Genomic DNA, 17,589 nt, shown 5'->3' with positions numbered 1-17,589 from the left:
TATTGTTTGTTTTGGAAGTTCAGATATTGGCTTCGATGGTCTCGAGCAGGTCGAGCGGTTCCACCTCCAGCCCCTCCAGGTCTTCGGTCCAGTTGATTCCCACCATGATGACATCGTCATGCATGCCGGTGAGCCAGTCATCGACAAACTCTTCCATGTCGATGGCAACCACCTTGTAATCCGCCCAGTCATCCGCAACCAGCGCCTCGGCAAACGCGCGCTGCGACCAGAACGGCATTACGTCCGCATTGTCCGAACGCTCCGATGCGCACAGGGCAAAACCTTCATCCCCTTCCAGGGTAAAGACCACGCCGTTATCCAGGCCGTCGGCAATAAAACGCGCAAAGTTCTCTTCTGCGTCTTCGGATAGTGGCTCGATATTTTCCTGCGAATTACTCACGCTTCAGTTCCTGAAATGGCGCACGACAGGCGCCTGAAAATTAATGCTTACAATACCAGCCGATGGCCGTTGTTTCTCAGCCAGCAGCGCAGCTCCCGGTAACCCGGGCAGTGCGCACCAACCAGTGCCCAGAAGTCCGGGCTATGGTTCATATGGCGCAGGTGGCTGACTTCATGCGCCACCAGATAATCCACTACCGCTTCCGGTGCCTGGCATACCAGCCAGTTGTACTGCAGCCTGCGATCACTGGTGCAGTGGCCCCACTTGCTGCGCGTGCGGCGCACCGCCACCGAAGCAATCTGCTCGCCGATGCGCGCCGCATGGGCGCGGGATTTCTGCTCCAGCAACGCCTGCGCTTCACGCTTGTACAAGCGCTCGAGGGCATCCTGCAACTGGTCGGCATCCGGCGCCAGTGAACGCGTGTACACCCGTATTGCATCTCCGGCAACAATAGCACCCGCACTGGCTGCCGGCGCGCGCTGGACCGGCAACATGGCGCCAAGCCATGGCAGGTGGGCTCCGAAGCGGTATTGATATTGCGGGATTTCATCCTGGCGCGCCTGGCGCTGCTGCAGCTGGCGCCTGACCCAGGCCAGGTTGGCACGCAGGAAGTCATGCCCGTGGCGCTCGGCGCAACGCATGGGCAGGCGCACTTCAACGCCAGCGGCAGTCATTACCAGCCCGACGCGCTTGCGTCGCGCGGAACGCACCACGCGATAGCGGATGTCCTCGCAATGAAATTCGCGCTGTGCGGCCCCAAAGGACTCCGCCTGGAACAGTCCTGTCATGACCTGCTACTGATTCGCTTGGGGAATCTCGACCACGGCCATGGTCAGGCGCGAGATGCAAACCAGCTTGCCGGCCGCATCGCTGATACGAATTTCCCACACCTGGCTGCGACGGCCGACATGTACCGCGCGGGCAACACCAGTGACCTCTCCGGACATGACCGGGCGCAGGTGGTTGGCATTGATCTCCTGCCCCACGCAGTAAAAGCGTTCTGTGTCCACCATCAGGTTGGCGGCAATACTGCCGAGGGTTTCCGCCAGCACCACACTCGCGCCGCCGTGCAAAATGCCCATAGGTTGGTGTGTGCGCTGGTCCACCGGCATGCTACCAGCGAGGGAGTCGTCACCCTGTTCGGTAATACGGATACCCAGGTGGCCGGGCATGCAGGTATCACAGGAGGCCTGCAGAACTTCCAGTCCCGGCCGATGTTTCCAGTCGTTCATTACTTACCTGATTCGATTGCTTAGCGCAGTTGCGACTCGGACTCTTTGCTACCACGCCGGCGTGACGGCGGAGGGGCAGCGCTCTTACGCGGTTCCATCCTCGGCCGCGAGCGGGTACTGCTGCGAGAGGACGTACGGGGCTCAACACTGCGGGTTCCTGTCGCGCCGCTGCGGCGCACTTCCGTATTCCGTTCGGGCACCGGCTCCTGCCTTGGTCGCTCACCCGGCCAGGGGCGGCTCTGGTCTGTGCCCGGCTCGCCGTCGTCCGGCAGCGGCTCGTCGCCTGGATTGGTTGGCGGTGTCTCCGCTCCCTGGTTCGCATCGGCACCGGTGTCAGTATCGCCGCGACGGTAGAGGGTGTTTGGGTAATAGGAGTAATAAACCCGTGTGCGCAGGAACGGGTCATAAACCCAGTAGCCATCGGCGTAGCCGCGATAACGCGAGTACCCGTAATAGGGATCACGCGCGTAGTGTTCGCGCTCGTAAAAACTGCGGCCGCGATACAATTCGCGCAGGAATGCATCATCACCAAAAAATGCGCAGACGCCGTGATAGGCACCACCAACGCGCCCGATACGGAACGCATTTTCCGGGGTACAGTAACTCTCCAGGCCCTGCTCGCGCCCGGCCAGCCAGGCCTCGGTATCCACCTGGGCACCGTACTGCTGGCAGGCCTGGGCGATTTTGTAGATATGCCCTTCCGTTACACCGCGACTGCCATCGTGCAGGCCGCGCTCGTACCAGAGCCCCTCGTTGCACTCCTCTGGAGAAATGGTGGCGCAGCCGCCGAGCACCAGCAGCAGTCCCAGAGCGCAACAGCGAGCAAATACCCCGGTCAGGTTTTTCATTGATGTTTCCTGTTATCCGAATCTCTTGTCGGCAACAAAAGGATTACTGGCGCGTTCATGCCCAAACGTGGACATGGGTCCGTGGCCCGGAATAAAGCGCACCTCGTCGCCGAGCGGCCAGAGTTTTTCGCGAATGGAAGCCACCAGCGTATCGTGGTCACCACGGGGGAAGTCCGTGCGGCCGATGGAGCCGGCAAACAGCACATCACCCACCAGCGCCAGGTTGCTTTCCCGGTGGAAAAACACCACGTGGCCCGGGGTATGCCCGGGACAATGCAGCACTTCCAGCGTTTCCTCGCCCACGGTAACACTGTCGCCACCCTGCAGCCAACGGCCCGGGGTGAACACCTCAACGGCGGGAAAACCGAACATCTGCGCCTGGGTGGGCAGTTGCTCGATCCAGAAAGCGTCTTCCTGGTGCGGGCCCTCGATCGGCAGCGACAGCTGCTTGACCAGCGCCGCAGTACCACCGACATGGTCCAGGTGGCCGTGGGTAAGGAGAATCTTTTCCAGTTCAATACCGCGCTCACTGACGGCGGCAAGGATGCGCTCGATATCGCCACCCGGATCCACAACCGCGGCCTTGCCGGAAACATCGCACCACAGCAGGGTACAGTTCTGCTGGAACGGAGTAACGGGAACGGAGTGGAATTGCAGGGCCATGGATAACCTCGGGTTCAGGCAGGAAAGCCACGGATTATACCCCGATCCAAGCCCTGCTGCCCGTCACACCGCCTGTGCCCGGGCCAGTTCCACGCGGGAGCCGCCGCGCAGCACTGCAATATCCTCGAGCAGGGACTGCAGGACGGTCTCACTGGTCCAGTAGCTGTTGTGCACCCCCAGCTGCCAGGCGGCGTCGGACTCGGTCCACTGGTCCAGGGTGACGGTCTCGAGGTCCTTGTAGACGCTCTGGTTGTAGGAGGGGCTCAGCGGCTTTAGCGGCCAGGCAAAGATGTCGTTCGGGTGGTAGAAGTTCTTCCAGCGGAAGTTGTAGCCGCAGGTGCTGGTCTTGACCGACTGGATCTGGTCTCGACTCATACCAGCGGTATGCAGCGGCTTGTTGGCGCCGAGGGTATACCAGTGGCGCAGGGTCTTGAGGCGCAGGAACAGGTCCTTTTTCGAACCCTTGTGCACATTCCCGGGGCCACCGTCGCGCCAGACACCATGGTTACAACCCGGCTTCTGTGCGTCCCAGATATAGTTGGAAACCAGGTCGCAGCCACTGGAGTGGCTGAGCAGGACCACCGGCAGGTCGCCATAGGTTTCGAACAGTGTGTCCAGCGTGCTGTACAGCAGCTCCTGTGCCTGCTGGTAAACCCCGCCTTTCTCTTCGATATTGCGGTTCAGGCAACTGCCGGTGGACAGCCCCTGCAGCAGGAACTTGCGCGCGCGATGACAGTCCAGTTCACGCTTTTTCATGGCATCGAAAAGGCGCTCCTGGTTTTCGTTCAGGATAGGCTGGTAGTAGACGGATGCGGTGTGCACACCACTGAAGGCATCGCCCATGGCTTTGCGCAGTGCAGAAAAAGCCGGCTCGGCAAAATTGTCCGAGGTCGGACCCATTCCGTGTACAGCCAGCAATACGATATCTTGCATGGATATCCCCCAATATGCCGGGACCTCGCGTTGAGTACGCGATTATTTGTTTTTATGGTTTCCCCGGGCGGGGACAGGACAGGGACGCGCCCGGGAATTCTGTTCGCACAAAGAACCGCCCGTGCAAGCATTCAAAACTATCACCTGAACGGGAAAATAGGAAGAGCGTACCAGCCTGGCAGTGCTTGCTGGGACCGGTACGACGTGCTGGAAGGGTAAAGTGTGAAGCCGGTCAGGCCTGGTTCGGCACTGCCGGGGCAACCGGCTCGCGGCGATAGCGGGCCGGCAAACTGTCCAACCTGACACTGATGCGATTCAGCATGGTAAGCAACAGCGGCGCCTTTACCGGCCGGCGCAGCACCCACAGGCCCAGGGTATCGGTGCGAGAGGTCAGCACAATGCGGAACGGCCCCGCCCCTGCACTGCGCTCCTCCGCATCCTGCAACTGCACATCCGCCTCGCCCGGGACAAACTCCCAGTTGTCGCGCAGGCGCTCCTTGTACAGCGCCACCAGTGAGCGCAACAGGGTAATGTCACGCGGTGCAATACCGCTGGTGCCGAGCGTTCGAGTTTTTTTCATCGTGCCACCCCGTTTTCATGCGCGTAGCGCGCCTCACGCAGCCTCGTGGGCCACGGCCTAGGGATAACACTAGACGGTCACACCTGATCTGCCAGATGCGTAAATGGAATTGTGACGGGGTGGACGCAAGTCGCGCGGAGGCGGGCGCCACAGAGAAGAGGCACCCGACATCCGCTTTGCGCATCAGGCGGTTTTCGAGGCTTCCGGCTGGCTTTCGTGCGCCTGGGCCGTGAAGTAATCGTGCGCCGCGGCATTCACTTTCGGCGCCAGCATCAGTGTGCTGACCATGGTGGGGATCGCCATGATCGCGTACATGCCAATAATGATGTTGTTGACCGCATCCATGGATGCCACTGCACCGATCACCACCAGCGCGATATACACCGGGGTGTAGTACTTCTGGGTGTGCGCACCGGCGAGGAAGCTCAGGCACTTGCCACTGTAATACCAGTTGGCAACGATGGTGGTGAAGGCCAGCGGTACCACCATGAACAACAGCAGCCAGCGACCAACACCGGGGAATACCTGCTCGAATGCCGTGGCCGTCATGGTGATGCCCTGCACCTCGGCACCGCCCTGCCAGACGCCGGTGAGGATGATCAGCAGCGCCGTGCAGGTGCACACAATCAGGGTGTCCACCACCGGGCCGATCATTGCCACCACGCCCTCGCGGATGGGCTCGCGGGTCTTGGCCGCACCGTGGGCCATGGACTCGGTTCCGATGCCCGCCTCGTTGGAGAAGGCACCGCGGCTGACACCGGTCTTGATCACATGCCCCAGGGCACCACCGGCGACCGCCGCACCGGTAAAGGCATCGGTGAAGATCAGCGCGAACGCTGCCGGCACCTGCTCGAAGTGTGTAGCGATGACATATACCGCAATCCCCAGGTAAAACAGCACCATACCCGGCACCAGGCGGATCGCCAGGGCACTGATGCGCTGGATGCGCCCGATAATCACGATGGCTGTAGCCGCCGCAATCAGGCATCCCACAATAAAGTCGAAGCCGAGGCTGCCGCCCTCGCCGACCAGCCCCATGGGTACGGCAAAGGATTCGCGCAGCAGCTGCACGGTCTGATTGGCCTGGAATACCGGCAGGTTGCCGCACAAACCGGCCACGCAGAACAGCACCGCCAGCGGCATCCAGCGCTTGCCCAGGCCCTCGCGGATTACATACATGGGACCGCCCTGCAGCTCGCCGGCACTGTCTTTGCCGCGGAACATCACGGCCAGGGAGGCTGTATAAAATTTGGTCGCCACGCCGACGATGGCCGTGATCCACATCCAGAAGATCGCGCCCGGGCCACCCACGGCAATGGCGATGGCCACACCGGAGATATTACCCAGGCCCAGGGTGCCTGACAGCGCAGTGGAAAGTGCGCGCGAATGGGAAATCTGGCCCGGATCGCGCTGGTCGTCGTAGCGGCCACGCAGGATCGCGACCGCGTGGCCCATGTGGCGGTAAGGCTTGAGGCGCGAGTACAGCAGCAGGTACAGGCCACCGCCCACCAGCAGCACCAGTAGCGGTGTACCCCATACAAACGATGCGAACGCGGCCAGCGCCGCCTCGATCCGATGGAAGAACTCCATATCTGTTTTCCCTTTACCAGCAAAGCCCTCGAGTCTAACAGCGCGCCACGGGCAAGGGCCAGCCGTTCATCCCGTGAGCGGTTCGGCCCCCCGGGATGGACACAGCAAACAGTGAAATTCGCGCAGAATTAGTGTATTCATGGGGCTTGCGACGCAAAATCGTCGCAATGCGGTACTGAGAGACGAATCGGACGAATCGAAAGAAGAATAACGATATGGTCCTGCCGCAAGTCTGCGGTTGCGACCGACAACCCGGAGACATCAACATGCGCACCCGCAATCTGGCCCTGGCCATTGCCCTTGCAACCACCGGCGCGACCTATGCCAGCAGCAGCCTGGCCGGCGACGATACCCCCTATTCCGGCATCTACGCCTTCGGCGACAGCCTCACCGATGCCGGCAACCTGTCCGTTGCCACCGAGAGCGGCCAGCGCGAGGATATCGCCATCAACCAGCTGGCCAACCAGCTGGGTCTCGACACCCTGGCACCTTCACTAATCGAAAACGGCACCAACTGGGCCATGGGCGGCGCCCGCTCGGCGGACGTCCTCACCAGCATCATTGGCCGCGATGCCTTTATGGCACTGCACCCGGGTGTGGACAGCGACTACTTCAGCCAGTACTCGTCACTGTTACCGGGCGGCCAGCCGCACCTGAGTGGCCAGGGCTTCCTCGAACTGAGTGGCGGCAGCATCAATGCCGATGCCCTGTACTACATCAACGGCGGCGGCAATGACGTGTTTGCTGCCGTACAGGGCGCCGCTGCAGCGCTGGGCGCCATTACCGACCCGACCCAGTTCCCGGCAGTATTCAACCAGGTACTGGCAGACACCCAGAACCTGATGCTGACTACCTCCACCATGCTGTCCCAGGCCGCCGGCGCCCTGTCTGACGCCGGCGCCAAATACGTAGTGCTGTCTACGGTACCGCTGGTGGGCAGCAGCCCGGCAGCCGCAGCCGGCGGCCAGGACGCGATTGACCTGGCCAACGTGGCCGCAGAAACCTACAACAACAACCTGATAAGCCTGGCCAAGGACATCGACGGCGTCCTGCTGATGGATATGCGCGGCATTACCCAGATTGCCGCACAGAACCCCGGCCTGTTCGGCTTTGCCACAGACCTGCAGGTACCGGGCGCCGGTATTCCGCTGGACCAGTCACAGAGCTGCTACAGCGGCGCCTGCAACAACTCCCAGTACGGTGCCGGCATGCCGATGGACGACCCGAGCAAGCTGATTTCCGCCGATGGTATCCACCCGACCGTCGCCGCACAGGCCATGCTCGCGGATTACTACGCCGGCGTGATCACCGCATCCTTTACCGCCGGCGCACTGCCGGAAATCGGCCTGCGTGCCAGCATCACCCACGACAACAAGCTCAGCAACAACCTCGCCGCCTCCCGCTACGGCGCGCGCGAGCGTAGCCTGTTCGCCGCCAACGCCTTTGGTGATGTGGATTACCAGCTGGCCTTCAACGGTAGTGGCAGCGGCGAGTTCGACGGCAACTTCATTGGCGGCAGCCTGCCGGTCAACGACCAGCTGGAAATCGGCCTCGCTGTCAGTAACGGCGGCGTGGACTACGAAGACAACCGCAGCATGATGGATTCGGACTCCAGCAGCGTCAGCCTGTTCAGCCGCTTCTATGCCGGCAAGGCCTTCTTCGAAGCCAGCATGACCCAGACCGAAACCGACTACGACAGCGTCAAGCGCAAGCTTTCCCTCGGCAGCTACCAGAACGAGATCGGCGGCGAGACCGCGGGCGAGTCCCGCGCCTATGCCCTGACCGTGGGCGCCGATGTGCTGTTCGACACCGTCAACGCCGGGCCACTGCTCAGCATCTCCCGCACGGTCGTGGATGTGGACGGTTACACCGAGGACGCCATTACCGAACTGACCTACATGGACAGCAATGGCAGCATGCTCGATCCGTTCGGCATGCACTTCGGCAAGCAGGAGCGCAGCCTCACCAACTTCCGTGCCGGCGCCTTCGCGGCAAAGCAGTGGAGCAGCCTCAGTGCCTATGGCGAACTCTGGTATGAGGACAGCGAAGGTACCGACAGCGATGAGGTGGAAGTGGGCATCAAGTCCATGGCGGGCAACATGAACGCCATGCGCGGCTACGACAGTGTCGATACCGGCCTGTTCGAAGGCGGCGTCGGCGCCCTGCTAGGGGTGAACTGGAATATCACCCAGAACTTCCAGTTGAGCGGCAACTACGCGCGCCGGCCGGTGAGCGAGACTGCCAGCCTGCAGTTGAAGTACGCGTTCTAGGAAAACTGAGCAACTCGCAAGGGCACTGAAAAGTGCCCTTTTTTATTTCCGTTCTACGATAAACAATGCCAAGGCGATTCAAGACAAGAGGCAATACGTGCACAAAACCATCCTGATCACCGGCGCCACCGATGGCATCGGCCTGGCGACAGCCCGCGCGCTAGTGGCCGCGGGGCACCGGGTCCTGGTGCACGGCCGCAGCGCGGCCAAACTCGCCGCTGCCGAAGAAGCCCTGTCGACTATATCCAGTGGCGGCCCGGTAGAAACCTACAAGGCTGACCTTTCCCGTGCCCACGACGTTACTGCACTGGCAGAAACGATTGCGAACAGGCATTCAAGCCTCGATGTGCTGATCAATAACGCCGGGGTGTTCAAGACCGCGCAACCAATCGGGGAAAATGGCCTCGATGTGCGCTTTATGGTCAACACCATTGCGCCCTGGCTGCTGACCAAAAAACTGATGCCGCTGCTGAACGCGGATGCGCGCGTGATCAACCTGTCGTCAGCGGCACAGGCATCGGTTGATCCACAGGCACTGGCCGGCAAAAATCACATTGCTGACGACTTCAGTGCCTACGCACAGAGCAAACTGGCGCTCACCATCTGGTCGCGTGAACTTGCGCAGCAACTGGGCGACAATGGCCCCGCCATAATCGCGGTAAACCCGGGCTCATTGCTGGCCAGCAAGATGGTCAAGGAAGGTTTTGAAGTGGCGGGCAAGGATATCAATATCGGGGTCGACATCCTGCTGAAGGCGGCACTTTCAGAAGAGTTCGCCAGCGCCTCTGGGAAATACTTTGATAACGACAGCGGCCGCTTTGCCGAACCGCACCCCAGCGCAAAGGACAGGAAACTTTGCGCCGAGGTAATGACGGCCATCGAAACAACCGCAAGCCAGCTGGCTTAGCCCTGGGCTTCTTCGTCCGGATGGTTACCTTCTGGTAAATCCTCCGGCAGCTCCATAATAGCCGGACTCCTGCGCCTGCGGGTTTTGGCAGGGATCATGCCCCGCATGGATTCCATTTTCCCGAAACAAAGCAGCTTGTCCTCGGCCTCCAGAACACGCCCCTTCTTTGGATTTGGAATTACCTTTGACCCGCGATAGAGCGTCAGCACGTTGATATCCTGTTCCTGCAGCTGAGTTTCCAGAATGGTCTTGCCAACAAAGTTTGAACCTTCAGGGATATAAATTTCGCCGACACCATACCCCTTGCTGACGGTGAGACGCTGCCTCACGTCGATCTCGGGAAAGTCCACCTGCGCCGCAATGTATTCGATAATTGCACCTGCGACATCCAGGCCGGTACAAGACTCGATGCCTTCCAGACCGGGCGATGAGTTTATTTCCATAACTTGCGGCCCGGTATTACTTTCTAGCATATCAACGCCTGCGACCTGCAGGCCCATGATTTGCGCAGCCCTTACCGCTGTTTCCTTATATTCCTCCGACAGCTCAACGGCCTCGGCGATGCCACCGCGGTGCACATTACTCCTGAATTCCTGCCCCTGTGCGACGCGCCGCATCGCTGCCACGACACGATTGCCAACCACGATCGCCCGGATGTCCCTGCCCTTGCTTTCCGCTACGAACTTCTGAATCAGTACGTTCTGTTTCTGGCTTTGCAGCAGCTCGATGATCGATTCGGCACCCTTTACCGTATCAGCAAGCAAAACGCCGATACCCTGTGTACCTTCGATCAATTTGATAATGACCGGGGCACCGCCAACACGCTCGATCGCCGGCAGCACGTCTTTTTTGTCCCTTACAAAAGCGGTCCTCGGGATACCGATATGATGCCTGCTCAAAAGCTGCAGGCTACGTAATTTATCGCGAGAATTATTGATGCCGTGCGCGGTATTCGCGCAGAACACATCCATTTCCTGGAACTGTCGCACCACAGCCGTACCATAGTAAGTAATCGATGCACCAATCCGTGGAAGCACGGCATCATAATCGCTCAGGACTTTTTGCCGGTAGTGCAGGTCCGGGACCCCTCGCTGGAGGTCTATCGCGAACTTCAGCGTATTCAGAATCTTGACTTTGTGGCCACGCTGCAGGGCGGCATCTTTGAGCCGCTGCGTGCTGTAGGCCTTTGGGCCACATGACAATATTGCTAATTTCATTCCATTCCTACCTGAATTCTTCCAGCGCGTAAAACGCGAGTCTCAAATTGCTGAAAACCCAAACCTAAAATAACCAGCCAGTCGGCACTCCTCAGTCTTCTTCCGACACCAGGAACTCCTGACCCGGGTCCACCAGGATATGCCCCTCCATTGCTTCCCTGCCAAGCAACATGAGGTTTTTCATGGAAGAGCGATCCGTCAGGGTCAGCTTGATTGGCCAGCTTTGCCCACCCAGGCGAATGGCGGTCTTAATGACAAAACGCTTTTCCTTGTCGGCTGAAGAGCTTTTTACGACTTTCTTACCCTTCAAAAGCAGCGTTTTATTGACGGCGGTATCCACATTATGGACGTCGGGATGAATATCGAAGTTAACCCAGCGCTTGCCGTCTTTTTCAAATTCCTCAATGTTGTCTACATGCAGAGACGATGTGGCCGCACCGGTATCTACTCGCATTTGCACATTGAAGAGGTCCAGATCAGGGAGATCACAGCACTCCAGCGCGCCGACGATCAATTTCTCGCTTTCTTTCATCACGATATGCTTGAACACTGTTGGTCAAGGTGGGATCGAGGGACCTGCCCCACTACCCGCTATGTTTATCCCTCAAGTGTGCCCCCTATCAATGGGATGTGGCAAGAATTTACAGAAGCGCAGTCGTGCGGAAGTTACAAGCTTCCCAGTACCACCAGCCTCTACTGTATATTTTTCAACCCATGTATTTCAATTTTCAGATGGCATAGAATCATTCATCTGGATCACAGAAATTCCCCCAGGAACACGCGGTACCAAATGACGTCAATTAGACTAACCTCCTCTCTCGCAGCGGCTGTTTTCACGCTATGCGCCAGTGCCAATACGCTGGCCGTTACCAACATCGAGTCGGAGCGTGACCTGAATGCGGCGGACGGACTCAGCGGCAACCTGAAGTTTTCCCTCTCTGGCAAATCCGGCAATTCCGACAAGGAATCTACCCGCGGCGGAGCCTATATCCGCTACGGCACACCGGAACGGGAATGGCTGGCCATAGCCAAAAGAGAGTATGCAAAAAGTAACGATGTGCGCGATGCCAACAACAGCTTTCTGCACACACGCTATATCGCCCACCTTTCGGAAAAGTTCGCCTGGGAAACCTATGTGCAGCACCAGTCGGACGAATTCCGCCTGCTCGCCTCCCGGGCGCTGGTCGGCACCGGCGCACGCTGGACGCTGAAGAAATCCGATTCGCAACTGATTGCCTTTGGAGCCAGCGCCTACTTTACAGAGGAAAAATTCGACCTTGCGGCCGGGGATGTCAGCGAAGATTATGCCCGTGCATCATTCTATGGTGTCTACAAGGTCAGGCTCGGCGCAAACGCGCAGCTGTCCAATACAATTTACTACCAGCCGCGCCTGAGCCAGCCATCCGACCATTACATTGCCAACAGCTTTGCACTGAAGACGATGATCAACGACAGCCTTTCGCTGGAAGTCGGTGTAGAAAGCCTGTTTGACAGCGACCCGGTTGAAGACCTGGAGAAGGCGGATCACAGTTATACGACATCACTGGTTTACAGCTTTTAATAGGTTACTTTAATCCCGGCCCATGAGCCTCATCAAGCATGAAAGCTATTCACCTTACCAAGGTGATACTTGATGGTCCGAATAAAAAAATCCCCGCTAAAAGCGGGGATTTTTTTGATTCAGGCTAGTTCAAAAATCAGAATTGATAACCGAACTTCACGCTCCAGCTCTTTCGCGCTTTGTTTGCCATCGGCGTATTTCCTGCATACCACAGTGACCAGTTAACGTCCTCGTCCGTAAGGTTGTGGACATAACCTTCCGCAAACCATGCCTTGTTAGCAGATTCATAGCGCAAGCTTGCATTGACTATGTAGTAGGCATCACGGGTATCCGTATAAAAGTCCGGATTGGCGGTATAGCTGAGCGGATTTCCGTCTGCATCAAATCCCTCATAGACACGCAGGTCTTCCTGGGCAATATCCCAGGTGTCACGGTTATCCATGTCTGTGTAGGACTCATCTGTCCAGCTGAAATTAATCCAGGGGGAAATAGTATCGCCATTACCCAGGGTAAACGTATGGCTCATATTCACCGCCAGTGAGTACTTCGGCGCATAAGGAAGGTCATTACCCTTCATGTTGCGATACCAGGGTCTCTCCGCAAAAAATTCATCCGGGTCCACACCGACATCTGGTGTGGAATCTTCAAAGTTCGCGAATACCTGGGCAGGCTCGGAGCCCCACTTCTTCCAGTAATCAGAACTGATTTCTGTGTCCAGCATGGTCAGGTAACCACCGATAAAACCGCCATCCCAGGGAGCGAATTCGGCTTCCAGCTCAATACCTTTAATAGTGGAATCATCGAGATTTCGGGTCAGGAAGGTACCGACAGGCTGCAGTTCCTGGATAACCGTCTGCGTCTGGGCGTCCACAACATCACGCAAGACTGCATCGTAGTTAGTCCAGGCTGTCTGCTGCTGGCCTTCGTAATCGCTGAAGAACAGGTTGGCGCGCAGGTTCAGGCGGTCATCAAACAGGCGCGTCTTGATACCCATCTCGTAGGTCGTGACTGTCTCCGGGTCATAACTGGTATCGAACCGGTCCCCTGTCGGGTTTTCCGGGGTGATCGTTGACTCCATAAACAGGACATCACCGATACCGCCGCCCTTATAGCCATTGGCAACATAGCCATACACCATGGTGTCATCGCTGATATCGTAATCGAGCCCTACCCGCCAGGTGGTCGCAGCCCACTTTTCGAATACATCATTCTCGGTATCAACCGCATAGCTATCGCGGATGGTATCGAAATAATCTGCGCCCGCGGCCTGGTAAGCATCCATCAGCGCCTGCTTCGCATCCTTGAACTCCTGCGACTGCTCAGACGCCGGCAAGCCCCAATCAATCAGGTCCCAGCGCACAACATCCCAGATACTGCCCGGCCCGGTTTCCGGATCAAACCCGTACTGGGCCATAAAACATGAACCCCAGCAGCCGTAGTTGCGGCCACCGATATCTTCCTTGGAATCCCAGGTACGGCGCGCCCCCAGAGTCAGGTACAAATCTTCGGTTAGTTCATAGGTACCCTGTGCGAAGATGGCCTCGGATTTGATAATACGCTCGGGCTGGCGCCAGATGGCTGCACCATATTGCTGGGACTGCCAGTGCCCGTTCATGTCGTTGTCTTCTTTGAAGTTGAAATAGCCCGCCTGCCACTGAAGCTTGCTATCACCGGTCGAGGCCAGCATGATTTCATGCGACCAGGAATCGTACTGGGTATCAGCCCATTTCAGCATCTGGTCGTAATAGTAAAGGCCCTGATCCAGGTCAATCTGCCCACTGCGCTCCTGGCTCTGGAAGCCGGATACATAGCTTAATTGCAGGCCCTCGGTAACATCCCATTCAAAACGGGAGCGATAGCTATCCAGGGTCATATCGGTATCGCCCGGGACGTTTACGTAAGCCGTAAAGTTGTCCTCCGTCCCCCAGAGATCGGTACAGGAGCCGGTGCCATCCATCCGCGCACCCCAGGATTCATAAACTACCGGCCTGTCTTCGATACGCTCACAGTCGCGCCCGGAAATCCATCCCTTGCCCTTGTCGCGGAAGCGCTCGACACCACCATTCCAGCGCATATTTTCATTGATATCCCAGGCCGCCGAAAGGCGGAAAGCATACTGTTTTCCAGCACCGTAGAAGTCTTCCGGATCTGCTTCAATTTCCTGGTAGGGGCCATTGGAGAAAAACATTGTGTGATCCCAGTTATTGCCCGCATCGCTGCTGGCGGATTCAACCGGGACAAGGTCTGATGGATCCAGATTCAGGTAACGAGGGTCGAACTGGTTCGGGTCCCAGTACCCATCAAAACTAGAATCATTGCTGGAGCTCATGTAGGCGGCGCGAACAGCAAATGTATCGGTTACCGGCAGATTAAACATGCCTTTGACAGATCGCGCATTCCACTTGCCCGCTTCCACCTCCAGCTTGCCTTCCTGCTCTTCGAAATCCGGCTTTGCAGAAATGATGTTCATGCTACCCACGGTGGAGTTTCGGCCGAAAAGTGTTCCCTGGGGACCACGCAGGACTTCCACTCGCTCAATATCAAACATCAATGCGAGGGCACCCTGTGGACGAGGCGAGTAAATACCATCATAGTGCACGCCAACAGCCGGGTCGCCCCACTCGGTTGTATTGGTTGAACGCACGCCGCGAAGGGTGATGATTGGCGCGGAAGACTCGTTATCAACCATGATATTCAGGTTGGGCACCACGTGGTTCAAATCTTTTACATTCTTGATACCCATCTTTTCCAGGTGCTCTTCTGTGAATGCAGAAATCGCAATCGGGGTATCCATCAATTCAGTTTCCCGCTTGGTAGCGGTCACGATGACCTGCTCCATGGCCCCATCATCGTTGGTTATCGTCGTCTCGGCATCCTCTGCTTGAGCAAACGTCTGTGCCGCAAGCGCGAGGTTGCTGGCAGCAATCGCCGCAGCCAATGTTTTGTAGCGCATCATCGGTGTGTTTCTCTCTTGTAGATCGTTTTTTGGTTATTGGCAGCTACTTCCAGCCAGGGCATGCGAAAATTTCACCATTGCTTGAACAGCGTACTTTGAGAAAACCAATCGCCCGCCGATAGTTAGTTTGCGACGCTTGGAAGATGCCCTCAATGGCAAAACGGCATGGGGAAATAACCCCTAGATGTCGCGCGTTCTGCTCTATTGGTTACGACAAGAAGAGATTCTTGAGCGATGAAACGCTCAAGAGAAATGGAAGTCTCAGGCTTTTAACGAGCAGACTCTTTCAGAGCCTGCACCTGATCCCTATAATTACGACTGGCCTTGAGCCGGATTTCTCCCTCGAGCTCCAGAATACACTCGTTGTTTCGCATCGGGATGATCTTCTGAACACGCTCACCGTTGACGATCGTGGACTTGTGGATCCTGAAAAATAGTTTCGGGTCCAGCAGTTGCTGAAGTTTTTTCAGGGTAATGCGAAGAATGTGGGTTTGCTCACCTACATGGATACACATGTAATCCCCTGCCGCATCAATCCAGTCTATGGAACGCGCCGGCACCATGACAATGTCATTATCCGAGTTCTTGATCGCAATTTTTTCCGGGTAAGGAATCGGCAGCGGACCATCAGTCTCAAGCCACTCCTGCAGCTCCGGCATGGATATGCCAGACACATCATGCAGCGCGGTCAGCAAACGCTCCTGAACAGTGTCATCCAACGCTCCCGTCTTCTGACGGGCACGCTCAACCGCCTGACGCAGCCTGCCGAGGCTCGCCGGCTTCAGAAGGTAATCTTCTGCTCCAAGATCGAGGGCACTCACCGCATATTCCTGGTGGGCAGTGACAAAAATAATGGCTGGATTCGCGCCCTGCTTCAGTTCCTCGGCCACCTCCAGCCCGCTCAGGCCCGGCATGTCCATATCCAGAAATACCAAGTCTGGCGCCAGCCGAGCGCACTCATCTATCGCTTCCTTGCCGCTGTCGCATTCCGCAACGACCTCAACCCCTTCAAGCTGGGCCAGCCGTAGCCGAAGCCCCTCAAGGGCCAGCGGCTCATCATCAACCAATAGCGTACGCAACTTCATCCCGCTCATTTAGAATTGCTCCCGACTGGTACGGAATCCGGATTTCAACGACAAGCCCATGCGGGACATTGTCGAATAACTGAAAGGTATAATCATCGTCATAAAGTGTCTTGAGCCGCGTCCAGGTATTTTTCAAGCCTATTCCCGCCCTCGCCGAGTCCTGATGAGAAGCGCCTTCCAGGCCGGGTCCGTTATCAGAGAGCCTGACGACAAGCTCGCCGTCTTCCTTACCGGCCTCAAGTAACAACTCTCCGCCCTCTTTGCTTGCGGAAACCGCATATTTGATCGCATTTTCAACAAGTGGTTGCAGAATAAGGTTGGGGACCAGAGCGTCTCGGGCTTCATCCGAAACACAGGTACGGTACTTTAATCGCGCTCCAAACCTTGCCTTTTCAATTGAAAGGTACAGATCCAATACTTCAAGCTCGGATCGCAGGGTCGCCTGAATAGAGGGATTGCTTTCCAGTGAAGTGCGCAGGAACTGACAGAGATGATCCAGCATATTGGCCGCGGCTTCATTATCCCGCTTCAACACCAGGGTCGAGATCGCATTCATGGTGTTGAACATGAAATGCGGGTTTAGCTGGTACCTCAGCATCTTTAGCTGGGCCTCTTTTGCGGCATTCTCCGCTTCAAGCGCCTTGTTATGCTCTTGTTCCAGCTGCCGGTAAACCCTGAACAGGAAGTAAAGCCCCATCCAGGAAAGCATGGTTGCAAAAGAGAACAGGTACCAGCCACCAAACCCGGACCAACCCCAGCCCAGCCAGTATTGCTGGTAAAGTATGTTAAACGTTGTCAGCTTGACGAAGTTCCAGATCGCAGCAACGATCGCAGCCCCTAATACGCTGCCTACCACCGCAATGTGAAATGGCTTACGCACCATTGCCCGCAAAAAATAATGCAGACAAACCGAAAGCAGCAGCCCGCTGGCACTCTCAACAAAAACATGTGCGTGACTTACCAGCCAGTTGTCTTCATTTAATTCCGGCGCCACGACCGCAAAGTAGACTACGAGAAAATAACCCGTCCAGCCGAGCAGCTGGAGCCCCCAGAACTGGGCCGTTTTGCTCCGGAACAATCTCAATGCCGTTGGCGAACTCAGAATCGGACTAAAGGTATCCATTTCAGATGCTCTTGTCAGCCTGCCAGACAGGCCTTTTTTGCCGTTATTATTGCTAGCAGTATCCAGAAGCAGGGGCCCAAGTCAAAGACAAATTCATCCCACCCTTTTCGTCCGGCAAAGTACTCACCACATCAAGCGCACGAACCCCTGCACTACTGATATCGCTGCTTTTTCGCCTCTTGTCGCAACGCCGTAGTAGCGCCCTTCCCGCGTTTGATACCGTG

Annotated in this window: 16 protein-coding genes and 1 pseudogene; 3 read left to right on the top strand and 14 right to left on the bottom strand. The window is 57.3% G+C overall.

The annotated features are described in order from the left end of the window. Window positions 1-19: 19 nt before the first annotated feature. The 8 genes from QSJ80_RS11440 to QSJ80_RS11405 form a co-directional block, all read right to left on the bottom strand. On the bottom strand, window positions 20-400 hold the full coding sequence (locus tag QSJ80_RS11440) for a DUF2750 domain-containing protein (RefSeq protein WP_285764586.1): 381 nt from the start codon (window positions 398-400) through the stop codon (window positions 20-22). A gap of 47 nt (window positions 401-447) precedes the next feature. After that, the gene (locus QSJ80_RS11435; RefSeq protein WP_285764585.1) at window positions 448-1,188 is read right to left on the bottom strand and encodes a M48 family metallopeptidase; all 741 of its coding nucleotides are present in this window, start codon (window positions 1,186-1,188) and stop codon (window positions 448-450) included. Window positions 1,189-1,194: 6 nt separating this feature from the next. Further along, a complete protein-coding gene (locus QSJ80_RS11430) occupies window positions 1,195-1,632 on the bottom strand; it encodes a hotdog fold thioesterase (protein ID WP_285764584.1) in 438 nt (145 codons plus the stop codon). 20 nt (window positions 1,633-1,652) lie between these two features. Next, entirely contained in the window at window positions 1,653-2,480 is an 828-nt protein-coding gene (locus QSJ80_RS11425) for a DUF2799 domain-containing protein (RefSeq protein WP_285764583.1), read from the bottom strand. 12 nt (window positions 2,481-2,492) lie between these two features. After that, window positions 2,493-3,143 carry an MBL fold metallo-hydrolase gene (locus QSJ80_RS11420; RefSeq protein WP_285764582.1) on the bottom strand — a complete coding sequence of 217 codons (651 nt, stop codon included), beginning with the start codon at window positions 3,141-3,143 and terminating at the stop codon, window positions 2,493-2,495. Between the two features lie 63 nt (window positions 3,144-3,206). Further along, on the bottom strand, window positions 3,207-4,076 hold the full coding sequence (locus QSJ80_RS11415) for a hypothetical protein (protein ID WP_285764581.1): 870 nt from the start codon (window positions 4,074-4,076) through the stop codon (window positions 3,207-3,209). Window positions 4,077-4,308: 232 nt separating this feature from the next. Further along, on the bottom strand, window positions 4,309-4,656 hold the full coding sequence (locus QSJ80_RS11410; protein WP_285764580.1) for a hypothetical protein: 348 nt from the start codon (window positions 4,654-4,656) through the stop codon (window positions 4,309-4,311). Window positions 4,657-4,839: 183 nt separating this feature from the next. After that, window positions 4,840-6,246: an alanine/glycine:cation symporter family protein gene (locus QSJ80_RS11405; protein ID WP_285764579.1), complete on the bottom strand. Its 1,407-nt coding sequence runs from the start codon at window positions 6,244-6,246 to the stop codon at window positions 4,840-4,842. 266 nt (window positions 6,247-6,512) lie between these two features. Here QSJ80_RS11405 and QSJ80_RS11400 point away from each other — a divergent pair, with 266 nt between their 5' ends. Together QSJ80_RS11400 and QSJ80_RS11395 are read left to right on the top strand one after the other, a co-directional pair. Further along, complete coding sequence (locus QSJ80_RS11400) at window positions 6,513-8,516, top strand: SGNH/GDSL hydrolase family protein (RefSeq protein ID WP_285764578.1); 2,004 nt, start codon at window positions 6,513-6,515, stop codon at window positions 8,514-8,516. Window positions 8,517-8,613: 97 nt separating this feature from the next. After that, on the top strand, window positions 8,614-9,423 hold the full coding sequence (locus QSJ80_RS11395; protein WP_285764577.1) for an SDR family NAD(P)-dependent oxidoreductase: 810 nt from the start codon (window positions 8,614-8,616) through the stop codon (window positions 9,421-9,423). Here QSJ80_RS11395 and QSJ80_RS11390 read toward each other — a convergent pair. From QSJ80_RS11390 to QSJ80_RS11380, 3 genes and pseudogenes are all read right to left on the bottom strand, one after another. After that, window positions 9,420-9,701, bottom strand: a complete 282-nt coding sequence (locus QSJ80_RS11390) for a cation:proton antiporter regulatory subunit (protein WP_434219180.1) — start codon at window positions 9,699-9,701, stop codon at window positions 9,420-9,422. The two genes, QSJ80_RS11395 and QSJ80_RS11390, sit on opposite strands and share 4 nt — an antisense overlap. 15 nt (window positions 9,702-9,716) lie before the next feature. Next, window positions 9,717-10,640: pseudogene (gene rimK, locus QSJ80_RS11385) on the bottom strand (30S ribosomal protein S6--L-glutamate ligase); the annotation flags it as partial. Between the two features lie 91 nt (window positions 10,641-10,731). Then, window positions 10,732-11,172, bottom strand: a complete 441-nt coding sequence (locus tag QSJ80_RS11380) for an ATP-dependent zinc protease family protein (protein WP_285764576.1) — start codon at window positions 11,170-11,172, stop codon at window positions 10,732-10,734. Between the two features lie 258 nt (window positions 11,173-11,430). Between QSJ80_RS11380 and QSJ80_RS11375 the strand changes: the two genes are divergently transcribed. Next, window positions 11,431-12,201, top strand: coding sequence for a DUF481 domain-containing protein (locus QSJ80_RS11375; protein WP_285764575.1), 771 nt, complete (start codon window positions 11,431-11,433; stop codon window positions 12,199-12,201). Between the two features lie 136 nt (window positions 12,202-12,337). Here the strand turns inward: QSJ80_RS11375 and QSJ80_RS11370 are convergent, their stop codons facing one another. From QSJ80_RS11370 to QSJ80_RS11360, 3 genes are all read right to left on the bottom strand, one after another. Next, window positions 12,338-15,157, bottom strand: coding sequence for a TonB-dependent receptor (locus QSJ80_RS11370; RefSeq protein ID WP_285764574.1), 2,820 nt, complete (start codon window positions 15,155-15,157; stop codon window positions 12,338-12,340). A gap of 269 nt (window positions 15,158-15,426) precedes the next feature. Then, window positions 15,427-16,251, bottom strand: a complete 825-nt coding sequence (locus QSJ80_RS11365; RefSeq protein WP_285764573.1) for a LytR/AlgR family response regulator transcription factor — start codon at window positions 16,249-16,251, stop codon at window positions 15,427-15,429. After that, window positions 16,217-17,365, bottom strand: coding sequence for a sensor histidine kinase (locus QSJ80_RS11360; RefSeq protein WP_285764572.1), 1,149 nt, complete (start codon window positions 17,363-17,365; stop codon window positions 16,217-16,219). The genes QSJ80_RS11365 and QSJ80_RS11360 overlap by 35 nt, the downstream gene beginning before the upstream one ends. Between the last annotated feature and the right edge of the window lie 224 nt (window positions 17,366-17,589).

Source organism: Biformimicrobium ophioploci, assembly GCF_030270605.1.
In the GTDB taxonomy this organism is placed as follows: Bacteria; Pseudomonadota; Gammaproteobacteria; order Pseudomonadales; family Cellvibrionaceae; genus Biformimicrobium; species Biformimicrobium ophioploci.
The sequence above is the reverse complement of the archived record's forward strand: the minus strand, read 5'-3'. Positions and strand labels throughout refer to the sequence as shown.